14 protein-coding genes are annotated in these 16,226 nt (G+C 48.9%); 8 read left to right on the forward strand and 6 right to left on the reverse strand.

Features of this window, described 5'->3' with window-relative positions:
- Positions 1–60: 60 nt before the first annotated feature.
- On the reverse strand, positions 61–639 hold the full coding sequence (locus SK34_RS12140) for an agmatine deiminase family protein (protein WP_016149654.1): 579 nt from the start codon (positions 637–639) through the stop codon (positions 61–63).
- Positions 640–1,042: 403 nt separating this feature from the next.
- On the opposite strand from SK34_RS12140, the gene SK34_RS12145 reads away from it, so the two are divergent.
- On the forward strand, positions 1,043–1,606 hold the full coding sequence (locus SK34_RS12145) for a DJ-1/PfpI family protein (RefSeq protein WP_008320993.1): 564 nt from the start codon (positions 1,043–1,045) through the stop codon (positions 1,604–1,606).
- Positions 1,607–1,662: 56 nt separating this feature from the next.
- On the opposite strand, the gene SK34_RS12150 is transcribed toward SK34_RS12145, so the two are convergent.
- Together SK34_RS12150 and SK34_RS12155 are read right to left on the reverse strand one after the other, a co-directional pair.
- A complete protein-coding gene (locus SK34_RS12150) occupies positions 1,663–2,409 on the reverse strand; it encodes an SAM-dependent methyltransferase (RefSeq protein ID WP_048233119.1) in 747 nt (248 codons plus the stop codon).
- A gap of 10 nt (positions 2,410–2,419) precedes the next feature.
- Complete coding sequence (locus SK34_RS12155) at positions 2,420–2,677, reverse strand: YjhX family toxin (RefSeq protein WP_003021255.1); 258 nt, start codon at positions 2,675–2,677, stop codon at positions 2,420–2,422.
- Positions 2,678–3,993: 1,316 nt separating this feature from the next.
- Between SK34_RS12155 and pepT the strand changes: the two genes are divergently transcribed.
- The 4 genes from pepT to SK34_RS12175 all read left to right on the forward strand — a co-directional run bounded on the left by pepT (position 3,994) and on the right by SK34_RS12175 (position 7,893).
- Complete coding sequence (gene pepT, locus SK34_RS12160) at positions 3,994–5,250, forward strand: peptidase T (protein ID WP_048233120.1); 1,257 nt, start codon at positions 3,994–3,996, stop codon at positions 5,248–5,250.
- Entirely contained in the window at positions 5,247–6,608 is a 1,362-nt protein-coding gene (gene dcuC / locus SK34_RS12165; protein ID WP_003830889.1) for a C4-dicarboxylate transporter DcuC, read from the forward strand. Before pepT ends, dcuC begins: the two co-directional genes overlap by 4 nt.
- A 322-nt stretch (positions 6,609–6,930) precedes the next feature.
- Positions 6,931–7,560: a DUF2913 family protein gene (locus tag SK34_RS12170; protein WP_032937024.1), complete on the forward strand. Its 630-nt coding sequence runs from the start codon at positions 6,931–6,933 to the stop codon at positions 7,558–7,560.
- A gap of 96 nt (positions 7,561–7,656) precedes the next feature.
- Positions 7,657–7,893: a hypothetical protein gene (locus SK34_RS12175; protein WP_003847694.1), complete on the forward strand. Its 237-nt coding sequence runs from the start codon at positions 7,657–7,659 to the stop codon at positions 7,891–7,893.
- 101 nt (positions 7,894–7,994) lie between these two features.
- Here the strand turns inward: SK34_RS12175 and SK34_RS12180 are convergent, their stop codons facing one another.
- Positions 7,995–8,624, reverse strand: coding sequence for a LysE family translocator (locus SK34_RS12180; RefSeq protein ID WP_048233122.1), 630 nt, complete (start codon positions 8,622–8,624; stop codon positions 7,995–7,997).
- A gap of 109 nt (positions 8,625–8,733) precedes the next feature.
- Between SK34_RS12180 and SK34_RS12185 the strand changes: the two genes are divergently transcribed.
- The 3 genes from SK34_RS12185 to foxA all read left to right on the forward strand — a co-directional run bounded on the left by SK34_RS12185 (position 8,734) and on the right by foxA (position 12,977).
- Positions 8,734–9,639, forward strand: a complete 906-nt coding sequence (locus SK34_RS12185) for a LysR substrate-binding domain-containing protein (RefSeq protein WP_048233123.1) — start codon at positions 8,734–8,736, stop codon at positions 9,637–9,639.
- 124 nt (positions 9,640–9,763) lie between these two features.
- Positions 9,764–10,747, forward strand: a complete 984-nt coding sequence (locus SK34_RS12190; RefSeq protein ID WP_044714399.1) for a helix-turn-helix transcriptional regulator — start codon at positions 9,764–9,766, stop codon at positions 10,745–10,747.
- A 121-nt stretch (positions 10,748–10,868) separates the two neighbouring features.
- Complete coding sequence (gene foxA / locus SK34_RS12195; RefSeq protein WP_085952509.1) at positions 10,869–12,977, forward strand: ferrioxamine B receptor FoxA; 2,109 nt, start codon at positions 10,869–10,871, stop codon at positions 12,975–12,977.
- A 99-nt stretch (positions 12,978–13,076) separates the two neighbouring features.
- Here the strand turns inward: foxA and SK34_RS12200 are convergent, their stop codons facing one another.
- Both SK34_RS12200 and SK34_RS12205 read right to left on the reverse strand, forming a co-directional pair.
- On the reverse strand, positions 13,077–13,586 hold the full coding sequence (locus SK34_RS12200; protein ID WP_003021281.1) for a hypothetical protein: 510 nt from the start codon (positions 13,584–13,586) through the stop codon (positions 13,077–13,079).
- Between the two features lie 177 nt (positions 13,587–13,763).
- Positions 13,764–15,926, reverse strand: a complete 2,163-nt coding sequence (locus tag SK34_RS12205) for a TonB-dependent siderophore receptor (protein ID WP_048233125.1) — start codon at positions 15,924–15,926, stop codon at positions 13,764–13,766.
- Between the last annotated feature and the right edge of the window lie 300 nt (positions 15,927–16,226).

Consider the following 16,226-nt stretch of genomic DNA (forward strand, 5'->3'; position numbering starts at 1 on the left):
ATGATATTGGCAGGAAAGTGAGTTTCCCCACCTTCCCACAATACACTCAATTGTTAATCATTAACGAGATTGCTGCTGTGTCGCGCAGTGAATGCCGCCGCCGCCAGCTGCAATGCCATCAATATTCAGTTGTATAATTTCACGATCGATAAACTGCTCCTGCAAAATAGCATGGGTATTACGTTCGTGCTCTTGCTTATTGCCCCAGCCGTTGAAATTAAATCCCACACCGCCGAGCGCACCGCTGGCGCTTATCACAAACACCGGCCCGGTGTCGCGGATCCACAAATCGTCTATCGGGTGAACCAGAAGATTGACCGACGGTCCGCACAGACGCGCGGCGAGCTCGCTGTCTTCTTCGCGTACCAACATATTTACGGGTTCAAATGCGGCGATGGTTTTAGCAACTAGCGCCAGGTTTTCCTGCACCACCGGTAGCAGATGAGGCTCCCAGATCTCGGCACTGGCACCAAACGCCATCCAGGTTGCCGCATGCGGTGCGCCTTCATCCGGCATTTGCCAGCGGCGGTCCTCTGTTGCGCGGGCAAATTGGCTAAAACTGATGCCTGTCATACCGGCGAGTAGCATACTCGTTGAAGTCACCAGACCTTGCCAGACGAACGAACGTCTTGTCATCATAGGATTAACCTTTGCGTATATTTATCTGATATTGGATGAATAAAATAATAATAGATAATTAATGTTCTGCGTATTTTAAATATTGAATAATAAATAAATTGATTGCGGATAAGTTTCATGCGGAATATAGCACAGGAGATATTCGTTGCAATCTCTTCTTTTTATATTATGAGTGAGGCTGACTACTATTAAAAATTATCAACTATATATTTATATATAATTTATATTTATCAGCATGAACATGTGTCACGTCGTAGGCTCTGAAGCCTCGTCTGACGGGCCTTGCCGCGGATTGTGATCAGGCCGATTGTTCTGTTGTATTTATTAATGCCATGAACCGTGTGGACTATAGTAAAGATGGCCGTTATTTCTCATCATTAATAACCGTGAGTGGGGGATGTGAATGAAGAAGATACTGATGCTGGTCGGAGATTATGTCGAAGATTATGAAACGATGGTGCCTTTTCAGGCTTTGCAAATGCTTGGGCATCGTGTGGATGCCGTCTGTCCGGAGAAAAGTCAGGGTGACTACGTTCAAACCGCCATTCACGATTTTGATGGGGCGCAGACATACAGTGAAAAGCCGGGGCATCGTTTTACGTTGAATGCGAATTTTGCCGAGGCGCGGGCCGCCGATTACGACGCTCTGTTGATCCCCGGCGGGCGTGCTCCGGAATATCTTCGACTGAATCCAGATGTCATTAAGCTGGTGCAAGATTTCAACACTGCCGATAAGCCTATCGCTGCGGTTTGTCATGGGCCCCAACTATTAGCGGCGGCGGGAGTGTTAGAAAACCGGACCTGTAGCGCTTATCCGGCCTGTGCGCCTGAGGTCCGTCTGAGCGGTGGACATTATGCCGATATTGGCATTGATCAGGCCCACGTTGATGGCAATCTGGTGACGGCACCAGCATGGCCCGCGCATCCGCAATGGTTAGCTAAATTTGTTGAAGTATTAATGAAGTAAGCGACGATGAGATGAAAAAGTCGGTATAACCAGCCTGGCTATACCGACAGGAGATATTACCTCCGCATGAGTGCGAACACGCCCCACCCGATATATTCCCGGGTGAAGGTAACGTGGCGTGCTGGTGAACTTCTCAGTTGCTCTCTGACTTCGACGGCAAACTCATCGTCCGGATTTGCCTCCAGCCACCGGCGCATCGTCAACCATTTTGCCGCCTCGTATCTGTCCCAACCCTCCTGGTCCGCCAGTACCATTTCAACCACGTCATAACCGAGCTGGTCGAAAGACGAAATGCGTTCTGGCAGAGAGAGAAAATCAGTCACTGAAGTCGCGCCGCAAGACTTAGCGATCTCCTCCGTTGCGGGTATCTGGCGCCAGTACGGTTCGCCGATGAGCAGGATCCCGCCTGATTTGAGACTTTGTTCCAGCTGTTTGACCGTTCCGGCCACGCCGCCGGCAATCCAGGTTGCACCAATGCAGGCGGCAATATCGAATTTTTCTTCGGCGATATAACCTGTTGCATCGGCATGAATAAAACGCACGTGCTCAGTGACGCCCAATTCACTTGCCCGCAGGGTGGCTTGCTCGCTGAATAACTGGCTCATATCGATACCAACGCCGGAAATTCCATGATCGCGTGCCCAGGTGCACAACATCTCGCCAGAGCCGCTGCCGAGATCCAGGATGCGGGTTCCTGGGGCCATCCGTAAAACCTGACCTAACGTTGCATATTTCTGCGCGGTGAACGGATTATGAATGCGATGTGCGCTTTCGCTGATTGTAAAAATCTTCGGGATATCCATCTCTCTCTCCTTAGCGATTATCCAGTTGGGCGCGAACATTGTTCAGCCCAGTGGTATTGATGCGGTAGGGCTGACCATTGACGGATTTGATCAGTTTTTTCGTTCTGAGCTTTTTGAATACATCGAGCGTGCAGTCGCAGAGCAGTAACCCTTCGCGGCTATAGCATTCGACGGAAGTGACACGGCCTGATGCATCACGGACGTGAGCAATACGGCCACCTTTGGCGAGTACGTGTAAGGTACGTTGTTCCTGACGGGATAAATTCATACTGGAAAACCTGTTTAATCATCATGTGCAAAACGTGCAAACACACAGTGGTGTCCGCATTCGATTTCGGCGCATTGATAACCAGTCCGGCCTGAAAAGGTCGGTAAGCTGATTATCTGATGATTACATTCTCCAGCATCAAAGCCTCGGGTTGAGTTGATAGATATTTACCTGCTGAATCATACCAGCCTGGACGAGTAGGGGAATCGTCCTGTCGGGAAAATGTGATCTATGACGAAAAATTGCGTTTAGCTTATTTTATAATTTTTTAACTCTCAGCTAGCTGAGCGGTGTATGAATGTATTAAATTTATTGAATTTTCAGACATCGTCAGTAGCGGTATTGGTCGTAATGATGTGTAGTTGGTCTCACTTGCGTCACACTATAGATTAGTGATATTTAATCTTTTCTTATCTTAATTTTGTTTTATTTGATAAACAGGTCTTTATTATAAAAAGAATTTTTAATGGTGTTTGTGTTTAATTCTATTTAGGAATTTTCTTAACGTCATGAAGTGTGTATACTCAATCCTGCAAGAAGCTCTTCTGTTATCATCAAAACTATAAAAATGTCCTTAACACCCGTATTACCTCTGCCCTGTATCTCTTCTCAGGGGAGAGGTTTTTTTCTGTATATTATTTTGATAGTCGTCATAAATAGATAGTTTAATATTATTGTTCTTGTTGCTTTACATTAGTGATGACGACAGATTTTTTTCTGTGAACCATACGGTACTATTGAAATAGTATCGCTATGAATCTATTTTATAGTGAATAGTGTAATTTTGTATTTATTTATAATGGTATTATATAGTTTTTCTTATAACTGCCTGTTTTTCAGCGTTATGTTAATTCTTGCTTTTGAAATAATTGTGATTTTGTTCACGGATTTTAGTGCGTTAAGTAGCTATTTGTAGAGAGGTGCAAACGGTTGCATTTTGCTGTTACAGCATTCGTTCATTAAAAAATATAGCGATGGTATATCTTGTGTCGGTATTGGGTGCAAGAATCTAAATGATTTTTATTATCTCTTAGATATACGAATACCGTTTATGACTTCTGTTAGCTTAACACCATGGAAAATGCAGTAAAAACAGACAGGGAATATGATTTTATCAATCAGAACGGAGCTTTTAATTACTGGCATAATTACTGGCTTTTTATCTTCCTTTTTATAAATCGTTGTCGTAATGCCCATAAAATCAGCATTCTGGGATGAATGCTGATTTTATTTTGTTCTCAGATTATTCAACCCACGCTGTATGCAGGTCTTCTCTTGCAGTACCTCGTAAATGATACATTAAAGGATCTCCTGGAATGGATATTGTTGAACGCTTTATTAACTACACGAAAATCAATACCACGACCTCAAGGGAAAATGGTGCTAATGGGATAATGCCTTCTTCACCTGGTCAAATGGAACTGGCAAAACTGCTGGCAGTAGAACTTGAAGCATTAGGAATGGAAAACATTGAGGTCAGGGATACCGCTATTGTGACAGCGACATTACCTGCAAATACGGACGACGCGATCCCTGTCGTTGCCTTTTTTGGTCATCTCGATACCAGTGCGGAACAGACTGCGGACACAAAAGCACAACGTCTTCACTACAGCGGTGGGGATTTGTGTCTGAACCAGGAGCTAAAAATTTATCTGCGCGAAAGTGAATTTCCAGAACTGAAAAATTATATCGGTGATGACCTGCTGGTGACGGATGGTACCAGTCTGTTGGGGGCAGATGATAAAGCCGCCATCGCCGCGATTATGAATGCCCTGGAGTACCTTGTCGCACATCCGGAGATTAAGCATGGGCCAGTGAAGGTCGGTTTTGTTCCTGATGAAGAGCAGGGATTACGAGGTGCAAAAGCATTTGATGTTGCGGCGTTTGGGGCTGATTTTGGCTATACCCTGGATTGCTGCGGCATTGGAGAATTTGTCTATGAGAACTGGAACGCGGGTGATGCGGAAATCATCTTTACCGGTCAGTCCGCACACCCTATGTCGGCCAAAGGTAAGCTGAAGAACTCTCTGCTGATGGCGCATAAGTTTATTGCGATGCTGCCCGGAGGAGAGGCGCCTGAGTATACGGAAGGACGCGAAGGGTATTACTGGGTAAAACAACTTCAGGGTAACAGCGCCCGTACGGTACTTAAGCTGGATATCCGGGATTTTACCGAAGAGGGGTATAAGGCGCGTATGGCATATATCCGCCAGCTGGCCGTCAGCACCTGCGCGCTGTGGGGAGAAAACAGCGTGGTCTGCCATTTAACCGATCGCTATGCCAATGTGTTCAATAGATTGCAGGGCGATGCTCACTACCCGATTGATATTGCGTTACGCGCGTATCAGAAGTGTGGCATTACCCCGCAACCTGTCGCCATGCGTGGTGGATATGATGGCGCAGTGTTATCGCAGAAAGGACTACCTTGCCCGAATATTTTTACCGGTGCCCATAACTTTCATTCGATTTATGAATACCTGCCGGTGCGTTCACTGCGGGCCGCCAGCGATGTCGTGGTAGCGGTCATTGAGGAAACCTTTGCTGAGTTCGCGCAGGGGAGAGCTCAGTCATGATTCAGGTGTTAATTGCCCTACTGGTGATCGTGGTGGTCGCGCGTCTGATCCTGAAAGGTTATCGCGCTGAACCCGTGTTGTTCATTGCTGGCCTGGTGTTGATGATTTGTACGGCGTTAACCGGATGGGGTTCTGTATTACCGAAGGGCGTTGCCAGTACGGGGATTTCATTTCTCGATCCTTTCGAGGTGATGCGCGATCTCTTTAGTACGCGTGCCGCCGATCTCGGCCTGATGATCATGGCGCTCATGGGATTTGCGCATTACATGGATCATATCGGGGCAAATGAAGCGGTTGTGCGGGTTGTGACGAAACCTTTGCGTGCGCTGCGTTCGCCCTATGTGCTTCTATTTTTCTCCTATCTGCTCGCCAGCCTCCTGCAGTTGGCCATTCCATCCGCCACTGGGCTAGCCGTGTTGCTGATGGGGACGATGTTCCCCATTATGCTGGGGTTAGGGCTTTCTGCGGCCTCAGCCGCTGGGGTTATTGCCACCTCGCTTGGTGTGGCATATACCCCGACGGCCATCGATGCTATCAGGGGATCTAAAGCGGTCAATATGGATGTGGTGGAATACGTTGTTTACCACCAGGGACCCGCAGCGCTGGCAACCGTGCTGGTCGTCGGCGTCTGCCATTTCTTCTGGCAGCGGCATTGCGACCGTAAAGCGGGGACGCTTCCACGAGAAATCGGTAGCGCTGAGGTGACTGACTCAGGAAAAGCCCCGGCTTTTTATGCGCTGCTCCCGATGCTTCCGATACTGATGGCGGTGGGATCATCGGAAATGTTTGTCAGTGGTATTAACCTGAATATTATCACCATTGTGCTCATTTCGATGGCTGTCTGTATGTTGATTGAATGGCTGCGGGTGCGTGATTTAAAGTCAGTATGCGAAGGATTCAGCCATTTCCTTAAAGGCATGGGCACTGCCTTTACCGGGGTAGTTGGGCTGCTGGTTGCGGCAGGTGTTTTTGCCCACGGGATTAAAGTTATTGGTGCCATTGATCAATTAATCCTGATGGCGGAGCACGTGGGATTACCCCCATTTGCTATGGCGGTGGTGTTTGCGCTGGTGACGCTGGCCGCGGCTATTATTATGGGGTCGGGTAATGCGCCATTCCTTGCTTTCGTTGAGCTGATCCCGCAAATCGCGGCAAGTATGGGCGCTAACGCTGTTGCCATGATCCTGCCGATGCAGCAGGCATCACATATGGGGCGGGCAATTTCACCGGTTTCCGGCGTGGTGATTGCCGTTTCCAGTGGGGCGAAAATAACGCCATTTGATGTGGTTAAACGTACCGCCGTACCGCTGATTGTGGGCTTTGTAACTCATACCCTGATCATCGGTATTTTCTATTAACTTCGTTTGTAACAAGCAAACTTCCGGCTTGCTAAATGCCCGGTAGTTTGCTTTTTCTGATTACAGCTCTTATCACCGCAGATGATATTGATTACTGGTGATTATTATTAACTTTTATCTTTATCGCATTATTCTTATTGGACATTGTTGAGCTATTCTGGATTAATGATTAATAAGTATGATGTATTGTATTTGCACGTTTATTACATAGGGATAAGTTAACCTGGATCATATTTTGGCGATTTTAGTTGTAGTAGTTTTTTAATAGAGTAATACAAGAATAACGTGGAATAACAATGACGATTTATTTGGGCAGGTTTAAGTGGTAAGGGATTCTGGAAGAGTCAGTACGTTACGACATCATTATCAGGATGATCTGGAAACATTTACCTGGAGTGCGTTAGTTGCAATTGGTATCGCAATAAAGGATCATAAGATCTACTCCAAAATGTCAGAGCATCTATTCATTATGCATTGGCTGGCTATTGCAAAAAAAAGAAAAATATTTTCGAAGAGCATTGTCAGTGAGCTTCAGTGGCTAATTGATGAGGGGAAGAAAAAAAGCATCAATGCACAACTTAAATTTAAAATAGAATATTTGTACGCCACGTCGAGTGGTGACGTGACAATGCAAAACGACTATTTTAAATTTACTCATACGATTGAAGTGTTGAGAAATAATGGATGGGAGAGCTTTCTGCTCACTCCAGAGAAGTGGCAAGGACTTCATGAAAGTATTAAAGTCAGAAAAGGTGACTTTATCTTTATGGATGATGCCCGGCTTCAGGAGTGCTTTGGCGTGCAGGGCGAGATTGTCAAACCTTTCTGTATTCGAGTGTACGGCGATGTTGAGTTTGCAAAGTTAACGTTCATCAAACATAACCTGCCGGTTGAATTTGTGAAACACATTTCGAATGAGTTTCATTATTTCAATTTTCTTTCTGTTAAGTAATGCTTAACTGATATAGAGGAAAAATTTCTGTTTGTTCAAAGAGTAGTGATCTACTTGTGAAAGTATCAGATATATACTACGCGCAAAGGATAGCGAATGTTTACTCGAAAGTTAGTGATTACAACCGAATGGATAAAGTTGTCGGATACGTCGGACAATATGTCCATTTCTTTTCGGGGCGTTCTTGAGATCGGTGAAAGCACGGTTGTGCCAGATGACAATACACCTCTACTTCGTTTAGAAAATGACATGGCACCTATCGCCGTTGATGCGTTATCATGGGTGAGGGTGCCAGTTGAACGCCATGAAAATGTTATCGTCTATATTTTCTGAATCCGGGTTTATTAATCCATTAATAATATTAATGTCGATTTGTTCTTATTTTATCCTTCCCGGTGCAAGATGAGATGTCTGGCTGAACAATTTGTTGAGGATCACAGCGCGGGTGAGAGCATTTGTAGTGCGTGTACATTATAAATAATGCCAAACACCGCCACCGCGAGCAGAAAAAGAGAGGAGATAAAACTGCTGCATCTGGCAAAGCGCTCTGGTATCCAGCGTTTGAAAACCACGATGTAAAAAGACAGCACCGTCAGATCAAAAATAACCCACACCAGCGTTAGCGTCAGAATGCTGGTGGTGAAATCTTGCGTAATGGCAATGAACTGGGGGAAAAACGCTACGAAAAACAAAATGTCCTTTGGGTTGGCGACCCCGGTCAGAAATCCGTGGATAAGCCCGCTGTTATTGCGTTTTCGCGCACCCAGTCCGGGGTTTGAGGCCCTGGCCCGCAGGCCGTTAATCGCCATCACTCCGATATACAACGATCCCACAAGACCCAGTACGCCAAGCCATATCGCAGAGATTGAAACCACGCCAGCTAGCATCAGTGCAGCCAGAGCAATCAGTACTAAAGAAGCGCCGTTAGTGCCAATCAGCGTGAGAAAAGCCCGGCGATAGCCGTGCTGCGCCGCGGTGGTGGTAATCAGCGCCACGACAGGACCCGGCGTTAACAGCAGGGTTACTACGCTGAGGCTATAGGCAGCCAGTAAAGTGAAATTCATACCTGATTATCCTGATGATATTTTCCACCAGTATTCCGTTTACGTAGCGCATTGAAAAACGAATAAAACTGCGCTCTACTGTGAGTAAAACTCAACATAGAAACTCACGATGACGCTACCTCCGTTGTATGCCCTGAGGGCTTTTGAAGCCGCAGCCCGTCTGGGAACGTTCAGCAAAGCCGCTATTCAACTTAACGTGACGCCGGGCGCGGTAAGCCGTCATATTCGCACGCTGGAGGCATGGTTTGGCTGTGAGCTATTTATCCGCAGCGGCCCGCGTATCGAGATAACACCTTCTGGCCAAGGGTTAGCGCAGCAGTTGACGGCTGGGTTTCAGAGTCTGGAACACGCGTGTCATGCCTTTCGCAGCAGCAGTTATGAGCTACGGCTGAAAGCGCCGTCTACGTTGACAATGCGCTGGCTTCTGGATGTGCTGCGTCTTTTCCGTGAAGCGCATCCGACCCCGGTGATCGAAATTTCCAGCGTCTGGATGGATACCGATTCGGTATCCTTCAGTCGTGAACCGTATGACTGTGCGATCCTGTTAGGGAATGGCCATTTTGGCGACGATACCGACAGCCGGTTGCTGTTTCAGGAGTGGCTTATCCCAGTGTGTTCACCCGCACTGCTGGTGCAGGCGGAGCGCGATCTTTCTGCCTGTGAACTGATTCATCCCTCAGCGGATCGCCGAGACTGGCGTCGGTGGCTGCAACGCACTGGGAAGTTTCCGACGTTGAATCTTGCGCGAGGCAAAGTGTTCGACACCCTGGAGCAGGGTAGTCTTGCCGCGATGAGTGGTCATGGCGTGTCTGTTGCCGACCTGCTGCTAAGCCTGGCGGCCATTCAGGCAGGGATGTTGGCGTTACCGTTTAAAGATGCTGTGGCGACTGGCGAGGGGTATTACCTTGTCTGGCCAAAGGCTTCAACACGGCTCAGAAATATTGAGCTGCTGTATCGCTGGTTAAAAGAGGCTGCGCCGTGTGCCTCCTCGGCAGATCTAAACTGGCTGGATTAAGCTGTTTATTTTGCTGACTACCCATACTGATAATGGTTCTCATTATTATTGTCGTATTGTGCAGGTAATGGTAATGTTGCTTCAGTTATAAACCGCTAATTCTATTTCCTGTGCAGAAGACAGCATGAACAACACCACCGCCCTGAATGCCTCCGGACGCGTCGCTCGCACTTTCTCCGTAAGCGAGTTTATGGATTTTGGTGAGCGCTACGGGATCGATTACCGCTTTCCCCTGTTGGCACAAAGACCGGATTTGCCGTCTGGCAGCCCTGTTCTGCAAGGTGAAATTGAGGAGATGACTCTCCCCTGCGGGATGTGCGTGACGCACTCCGACGTACAGGTATTGCAACCCTACGAAACCACCTCTCGCCACGACAGTCCTCTGTATATGCTGGTGGTTCTGGAAGGCTGCGTGATCCTGACGCTTAACGGACAGGAGCATGTGGTGCGCTCCGGCATGGCGTTTAGCTCACGCCTGAGTGAGCACCAGACGATGCGTGCCCGTCATCATGCTGATTGTAAACTCCGGACATTATCGCTCGGTTTATATCCCGACGGCGCGTATCGCACGGGGTTGCTTGAATCGTTGATGCGCGAGTGGGAAAGGTGCCAGACGCCGACGCTTATCTGGCAGGTACCGGGGTTTTTACTCAGCGGACTGCAGTACGCGCAGCAGAGTACGATTAGCCATGTTTCTCGTCAGCTGATGCTGGAAGGGCTGATATTACAACTGTTCGGTCATGGCCTCAGCATGTGTCAGGTCGAGAGCGGTAAACGTCTTGCGGCGAGCGGTGAGCAGCAGCGGCTGGAGGTCGTTCGCCGACTGCTGGAGGAGAGTCCCGAAAATGACTACACCCTTAATGAACTGGCCCAACGCGCGGCGATGAGCCCCAGCAGCCTGCGCAGTAAGTTCCGTGCAGCCTATGGCTGTTCGGTATTCGACTACCTGCGCGATTGCCGTCTGGAACATGCGCGCGGCTATCTACTGGAAGGATATAGCGTACAGCAGGCGGCCTGGATGTCGGGTTATCAGCACGCCACCAACTTTTCTACCGCTTTTCGTCGCCGTTACGGCTTTTCGCCCGGCGATTTACTCAAACCTTGCTAATCCATATTTGCGTTTTACGCACGTGATTTCCTGACAATTTGGCACTGCGCATAGGCAACCTGGCATCCGGCATAGCTATCTCCGTAAGCAAAAAGGTAATAATTCTCACTTACAATTAGACATGCCTTTGGAGATATTCATGTTCGCGAAGACTCGCTTGGCGCTGCTGGTGGGATGGGTGACCGGCAGCGTGGCTTTTCCTCTGCTGGCGCAGGAAACAACAAAAAACGATACGGTGGTTGTCACCTCGCAGATGCAAAGCGGGGCCACGAAGCTTGCCACGCCGGATATTGAAACGCCGCAGTCGGTATCGATCGTTACCCGTGAACAGTTTGAAGAGCAAGGCGCAACTAGCGTGCGCCAGGCTGTCAGCTATACGCCGGGGGTGTACAGCAATCAGATTGGCGCCTCCAACCGCTTTGACTACATCGTGCTGCGTGGCTTTTCTGACGGTAGCCTGGATAACGTCTATCTCGATGGTCTGAAGATGATGGGCGACACCAACTCACACAGCTCGCTGGTGGTTGATCCGTGGTTCCTCGAAGATATCGAAGTCGTACGTGGCCCGGCTTCCGTACTGTATGGCCGTTCCTCCCCGGGCGGTATTGTGGCGCTGACCTCACGCAAGCCGTCGTTTGATGCGGGCGGTGAAGTGAAGCTGTTTGCCGGCAACAATAACCAGCGCGGCGCGGCGTTTGATGTCACCGGGGCGCTGGATGATAACGATCGAGTGGCGGCGCGATTGAGCGGGATGACGCGTTATGCGGACTCGCAGTTTGGTCCATTGAAGGAAGAACGTTACGCGCTGATGCCCAGCCTGACCTGGCGTATCACCGACCAGACGCGTCTGGATCTGATGGCCTATCTGCACCGTGACCCGGAAGGCGGAAGCCACTCCGGTCTGCCGTATGACGGCACCGTGGTTCCGCATTACGGGCAAAAGATCTCCAATACCTTTTACGAAGGCGAGGATGATTATGACAAATACGATCGCCGTGAAAACATGGTGGGCTACAACATTGAGCATATGTTTGATAGCGGTTGGTCGGTGCGGCAAAAGCTGCGCTATCTGCATACCGACGTTGAGCTGAACCAGGTGTATGCGGCGGGCTGGTTGAATGAAACCGAGCTTAATCGCGGCTACTCCGGCTCCGATGAAAAAATGTCGGCGATTACGCTGGATAACCAGCTCGACGGCAGCTTTGATACCTGGCAGGTAAACCACCGTCTGCTGGTGGGGATCGACTATCAGGATCGCAGCAACAATACCACCGGCTACTACGGCGCTTTCCCCCCGATTGACGCCTTTAATCCGGTGTACGGCGCGAAGCCTGATTACATCGACATGTATGCGCGTGAGAAACACAAGCTGCGCCAGACGGGTTACTATTTGCAGGATCAGATGTCATGGGATCGCTGGCGTATTACGCTCGGTGGTCGCTACGATCAGGTCAGCGTTTCTAACATTGATAAGATCAAGGATACTCGCAGCGATCTGGATAAAAACAACTTCAGCACCCGCGCCGCGTTGCTCTATTTGTTCGATAACGGCTTTGCGCCGTACGTGAGTTACTCCACTGCCTTTACGCCCACCAGTTTTGCCGATGAGAACGGTAATCTGCTGGACCCGATGAAAGGCAAGCAGTGGGAAGCCGGGCTGAAATATGAGCCGGAAGGACTTAACAGTCAGTTCAGCGCGTCGGTGTTCCGTATCAATCAGACGAATATAGCCACTAAAGAAGAGCCGACCGATCCATACCGCTCGATTGGGGAAATTGAATCTGAAGGGGTGGAGCTGGAGGCAATTAGCCAACTGACGGATAGCTTCCGTTTGCAGGCGGCGTATACCTATACCGACATTCGCTATAAGAAAAGCAGCCCGGAAGAGCAGGGCAAGCGCGCAGTGTACGCCCCGCGTAACCAGGCCAGTGCCTGGCTGAGCTACGATGTAAAAAGTGGTCCGCTGGACGGTCTGACGTTGGGTTCAGGCGTGCGCTACGTTAACGGTATTACCAGCGATCGCTTGAATACTCACACCCTGCCGTCATACACACTGGTGGATATGGTGATTGGTTACGACTTAACGAATATCGGTATTAATGGGTTGAGCGCGCAGCTGAACGTTAACAACCTGACCGACAAGCGCTACGTTGCGGCCTGTAACTCTCTCTCATACTGCTACTTTGGCGCCGAGCGCAGCATTGTCGGCAGTGTGTCCTGGAAATTCTGATGTTTTAGCCGGATGCAGCGCTGGCGCCTTATCCGGCCTGGTGCAGCGTGCAAATTGTATGCCTGATGAGCGTAGCGCATCAGGCATAGTGGATTGCGGTTATTGTGTAAAACCGTTTTGCATACAAATCTGCGCGCTGGTTCTCAGAGTAAAGGCGACTTTGTCTGGGTACTGACTGTAATAGTTATGCTCTTCTTCCAGCCCTTTTGCCTGCGCCAGACGTACCGTTTCCAGCGAGCAGGTACGGTAGATCAGGTCTTTATTCATATTGGTCTGCTTCTCGCGCTGTTTATCTGCGGAAAGCGCCAGCCAGTTTTCGGACAGTGAGTAATCGTAGACCACCCGATTTCCTTTCGCCTGTACGTTCTCAATGGTAATAAATTCGTCGATTTTCAGTCTTGGCTGCCCACGCATTTTTTTCTTATCTTCTGCGGCGGCATATTGGGCCAGCGCATGAATATCCATACTGGCTATTTTCTGTTTATAAGCATCTACATAGGCGGTAGGTTGCTGATAATGCTGAGCGTAAGCGTTTCTTAATTCCCCGTCACTCATCGTACAACCTGCCAGAAACAGAGGTAATAGCAGTGCCAGTTTTATTTTAGTCATGATGTTATCCCGTTCATTATTTTGATCCCAGTCGCCCATAACAAAATAGAAAAATTATTACGGATGATATTTAAGGTTGTATAAACGAGAGCACGATGGCACAAGTTCAATTGTCTTAAAATGGCAGGACAGACGGGAAACCCTGCCAGAATTGGCAGGGTTAATGGATGAAGAGGATCAGAATTCCATTTTCACCGTGAACTGCACTTCTCGTGGGTCGCCAATCTGATTACCCAGATTATTGGTGGCAATGGATGAAGTGTAATAGGTCTTATCAAACAGGTTTTTCACATTGAGCTGCAATGTGACCGGATACTGCAGCTTCATTTTATAAGCGGCAAAGGCATCGGCGACAAAATAGCCCGGCAGATAATAGTCTGCGCCATTGGTTGCGGAACGGCGGCTCACCCCATGACCCCCACCGCCAATCGTCAGGGTATTGCCCATAAAGGCATTCTGAATATCGTAGGTGAGGAATAATGAGCCGGTATGCTTCGGTACATTAGGCAGCGGCTTACCTTTGTAATCAGGATCTTCCGTCACTTTCGCGGCGGTATAACCGTAGCTGGCGATGATATTGGTGTTGGTGGTCAACGAACCGGCGACATCCACTTCCACACCTTGTGAACGCACGCGACCCGCAGTTTTCGCCACAGTTTCGCCATTGATCATTTCGTTGTACAGCACATTGCGTTTATCAATATCAAACAGGGCAATATTGGCGGTGATACCGTCAAAGATATCGAATTTTGCCCCCACTTCATAAGCCGTTGAAGTTTCAGGTGGCAATTCGCCAATATAACTGGCGATAGAATATTGCGGCATGAAGGATCGCGACACGTTACCGAACAGCGATACCGACGGCGTCAGTTTGTACACCATACCGAATTTGGGCACCCACTGTTGGTCGGTACTGTCGGTGTTGACGTTGAACGGACGGCCTTTGCCAGCGTATTCGGTGTAGTACTGATAACGCATCCCGGCGACGGCGATCCATTTATCGGTCAGGTACAGCGCGTCCTGCACATACGCAGAATAGCTCTCTTGTTGAATAGTCTGATCGCTATCAGCGGCAGAAACGTTAGTACATTTACCCAACGTACCGTAGACAGGATTATAAATATTGAACCCTTTTACGTTCTTGCAGCGGATCATGTCGGTGCGTAGCAGATCGTAGTTCTCATAAGAGACGCCGGTGAGGATCTCGTTATAAAAGCCAGCGATATCGACGTTGCCCTGTAAATCGGCACGTGTGGCGTGCATGCGCTGAGTGGAGCCTTGAGTGGCATCAACACGGCGGGTAAGATTTCCGCTTGCAGAATCATAAGCCATCACGCGAGCCTGATTATCGCTGTATTTATCCTGACTAAAGCTGTAGTCGAATTTCGCTGTCCATTCGCTGTTGAAACGGTATTCGGCATTCAGCTGCGCCAGATCCGATTCGCCATCGGTGATATTAAACGGCTCATCAAAACGGGTTTTGCGATCCACATTCACCGCGTGTTTGGTGTTGAGATCGAAAATGGTGCCGCGATCGAACGGGGCTTTATAGTCGCGATGTGAATAGAGCACGTTGACGGTGGCCTTGTCGCCAAACCAGGTAAGGGACGGGGAGATGAAGCTGCTCTGATTGGTGCCGAAGTTACGCCAGTAATCCTCATGCTGATATTCGCCAATCAGGCGATAGGCTAACTGCGTGCCTTCAATCGGCCCGGTCACGTCAAACTGCCCTGTGCCGCCGCCAAAGCTGCTGGAGGTTGCTGAAATCGACCCGCCAAACTGTGTTTCCGGACGTTTGGTGACGACATTAATCAGGCCGCCGGGATCGAGAATCCCATACAGGGTTGAGGCCGGGCCTTTCAGCACTTCCACGCGTGAGGTGGCGGCGTTAAAGCTGCGCGGCAACACGGTTTTCAGACCATTGGTCATCACCGAACCGTCACGGTTTGCGCCGAAGCCACGGCGGACAAACGCATCCTGTGTGCCACCTAATGTGTTGGTTTGCACGACGTTACTAACGTTATACAGCGCTTCGTCCAGCGTCGTGACATGCTGATCTTCCAGAACTTTATCGCTGACAGTGTTCACCACTTGTGGGATATCCAACAATGGCATGGATGTCAGCGTCGCGGTGGACGAACTCAGCGGTTGATAACCCGATGTTACGGCCTGATCGGCAGACGATGCATCTGCCCGAACGGTGATGGTATCTTCCCCTTTAGGCGGAGTCGTCTCTTTCTCCGCTGCAAATACCGCAGGTGTTGTTGTCATGCCCAGAAAGAGAGCAGAGCACAATGCCCGCCCTTTCATCCCCGAAAAGTAAGTCGTTAACTCAGCCATTATTTTATTTATTCCGCAAAAGACCCTGCCAAAAATGGGCAGGGAAACAAGTTGATTCAATTCATTGCCCGGCTTGCCAGCCCTGCATTTATCCATCTGTAAGCCAGCGTTACTGGCGTCAGATGTGTAATTGAGAATCATTCAATCATGAGTGTTTGTAGTAGTAAACGTAAAATTGAAAAAGAAACTACAAGCGATTTGACGCAATTTAACCGTCGTTTTTTTAAGGGTGTTTAATTTTCAATATATTGAAAAAGAATGATTTTTATTGATTTTTCAGCGTTTTTTATTTGTGCTTTA

Origin of the sequence: Citrobacter sp. MGH104 (assembly GCF_001034485.1) — a bacterium.
In the GTDB taxonomy this organism is placed as follows: domain Bacteria; phylum Pseudomonadota; class Gammaproteobacteria; order Enterobacterales; family Enterobacteriaceae; genus Citrobacter; species Citrobacter freundii.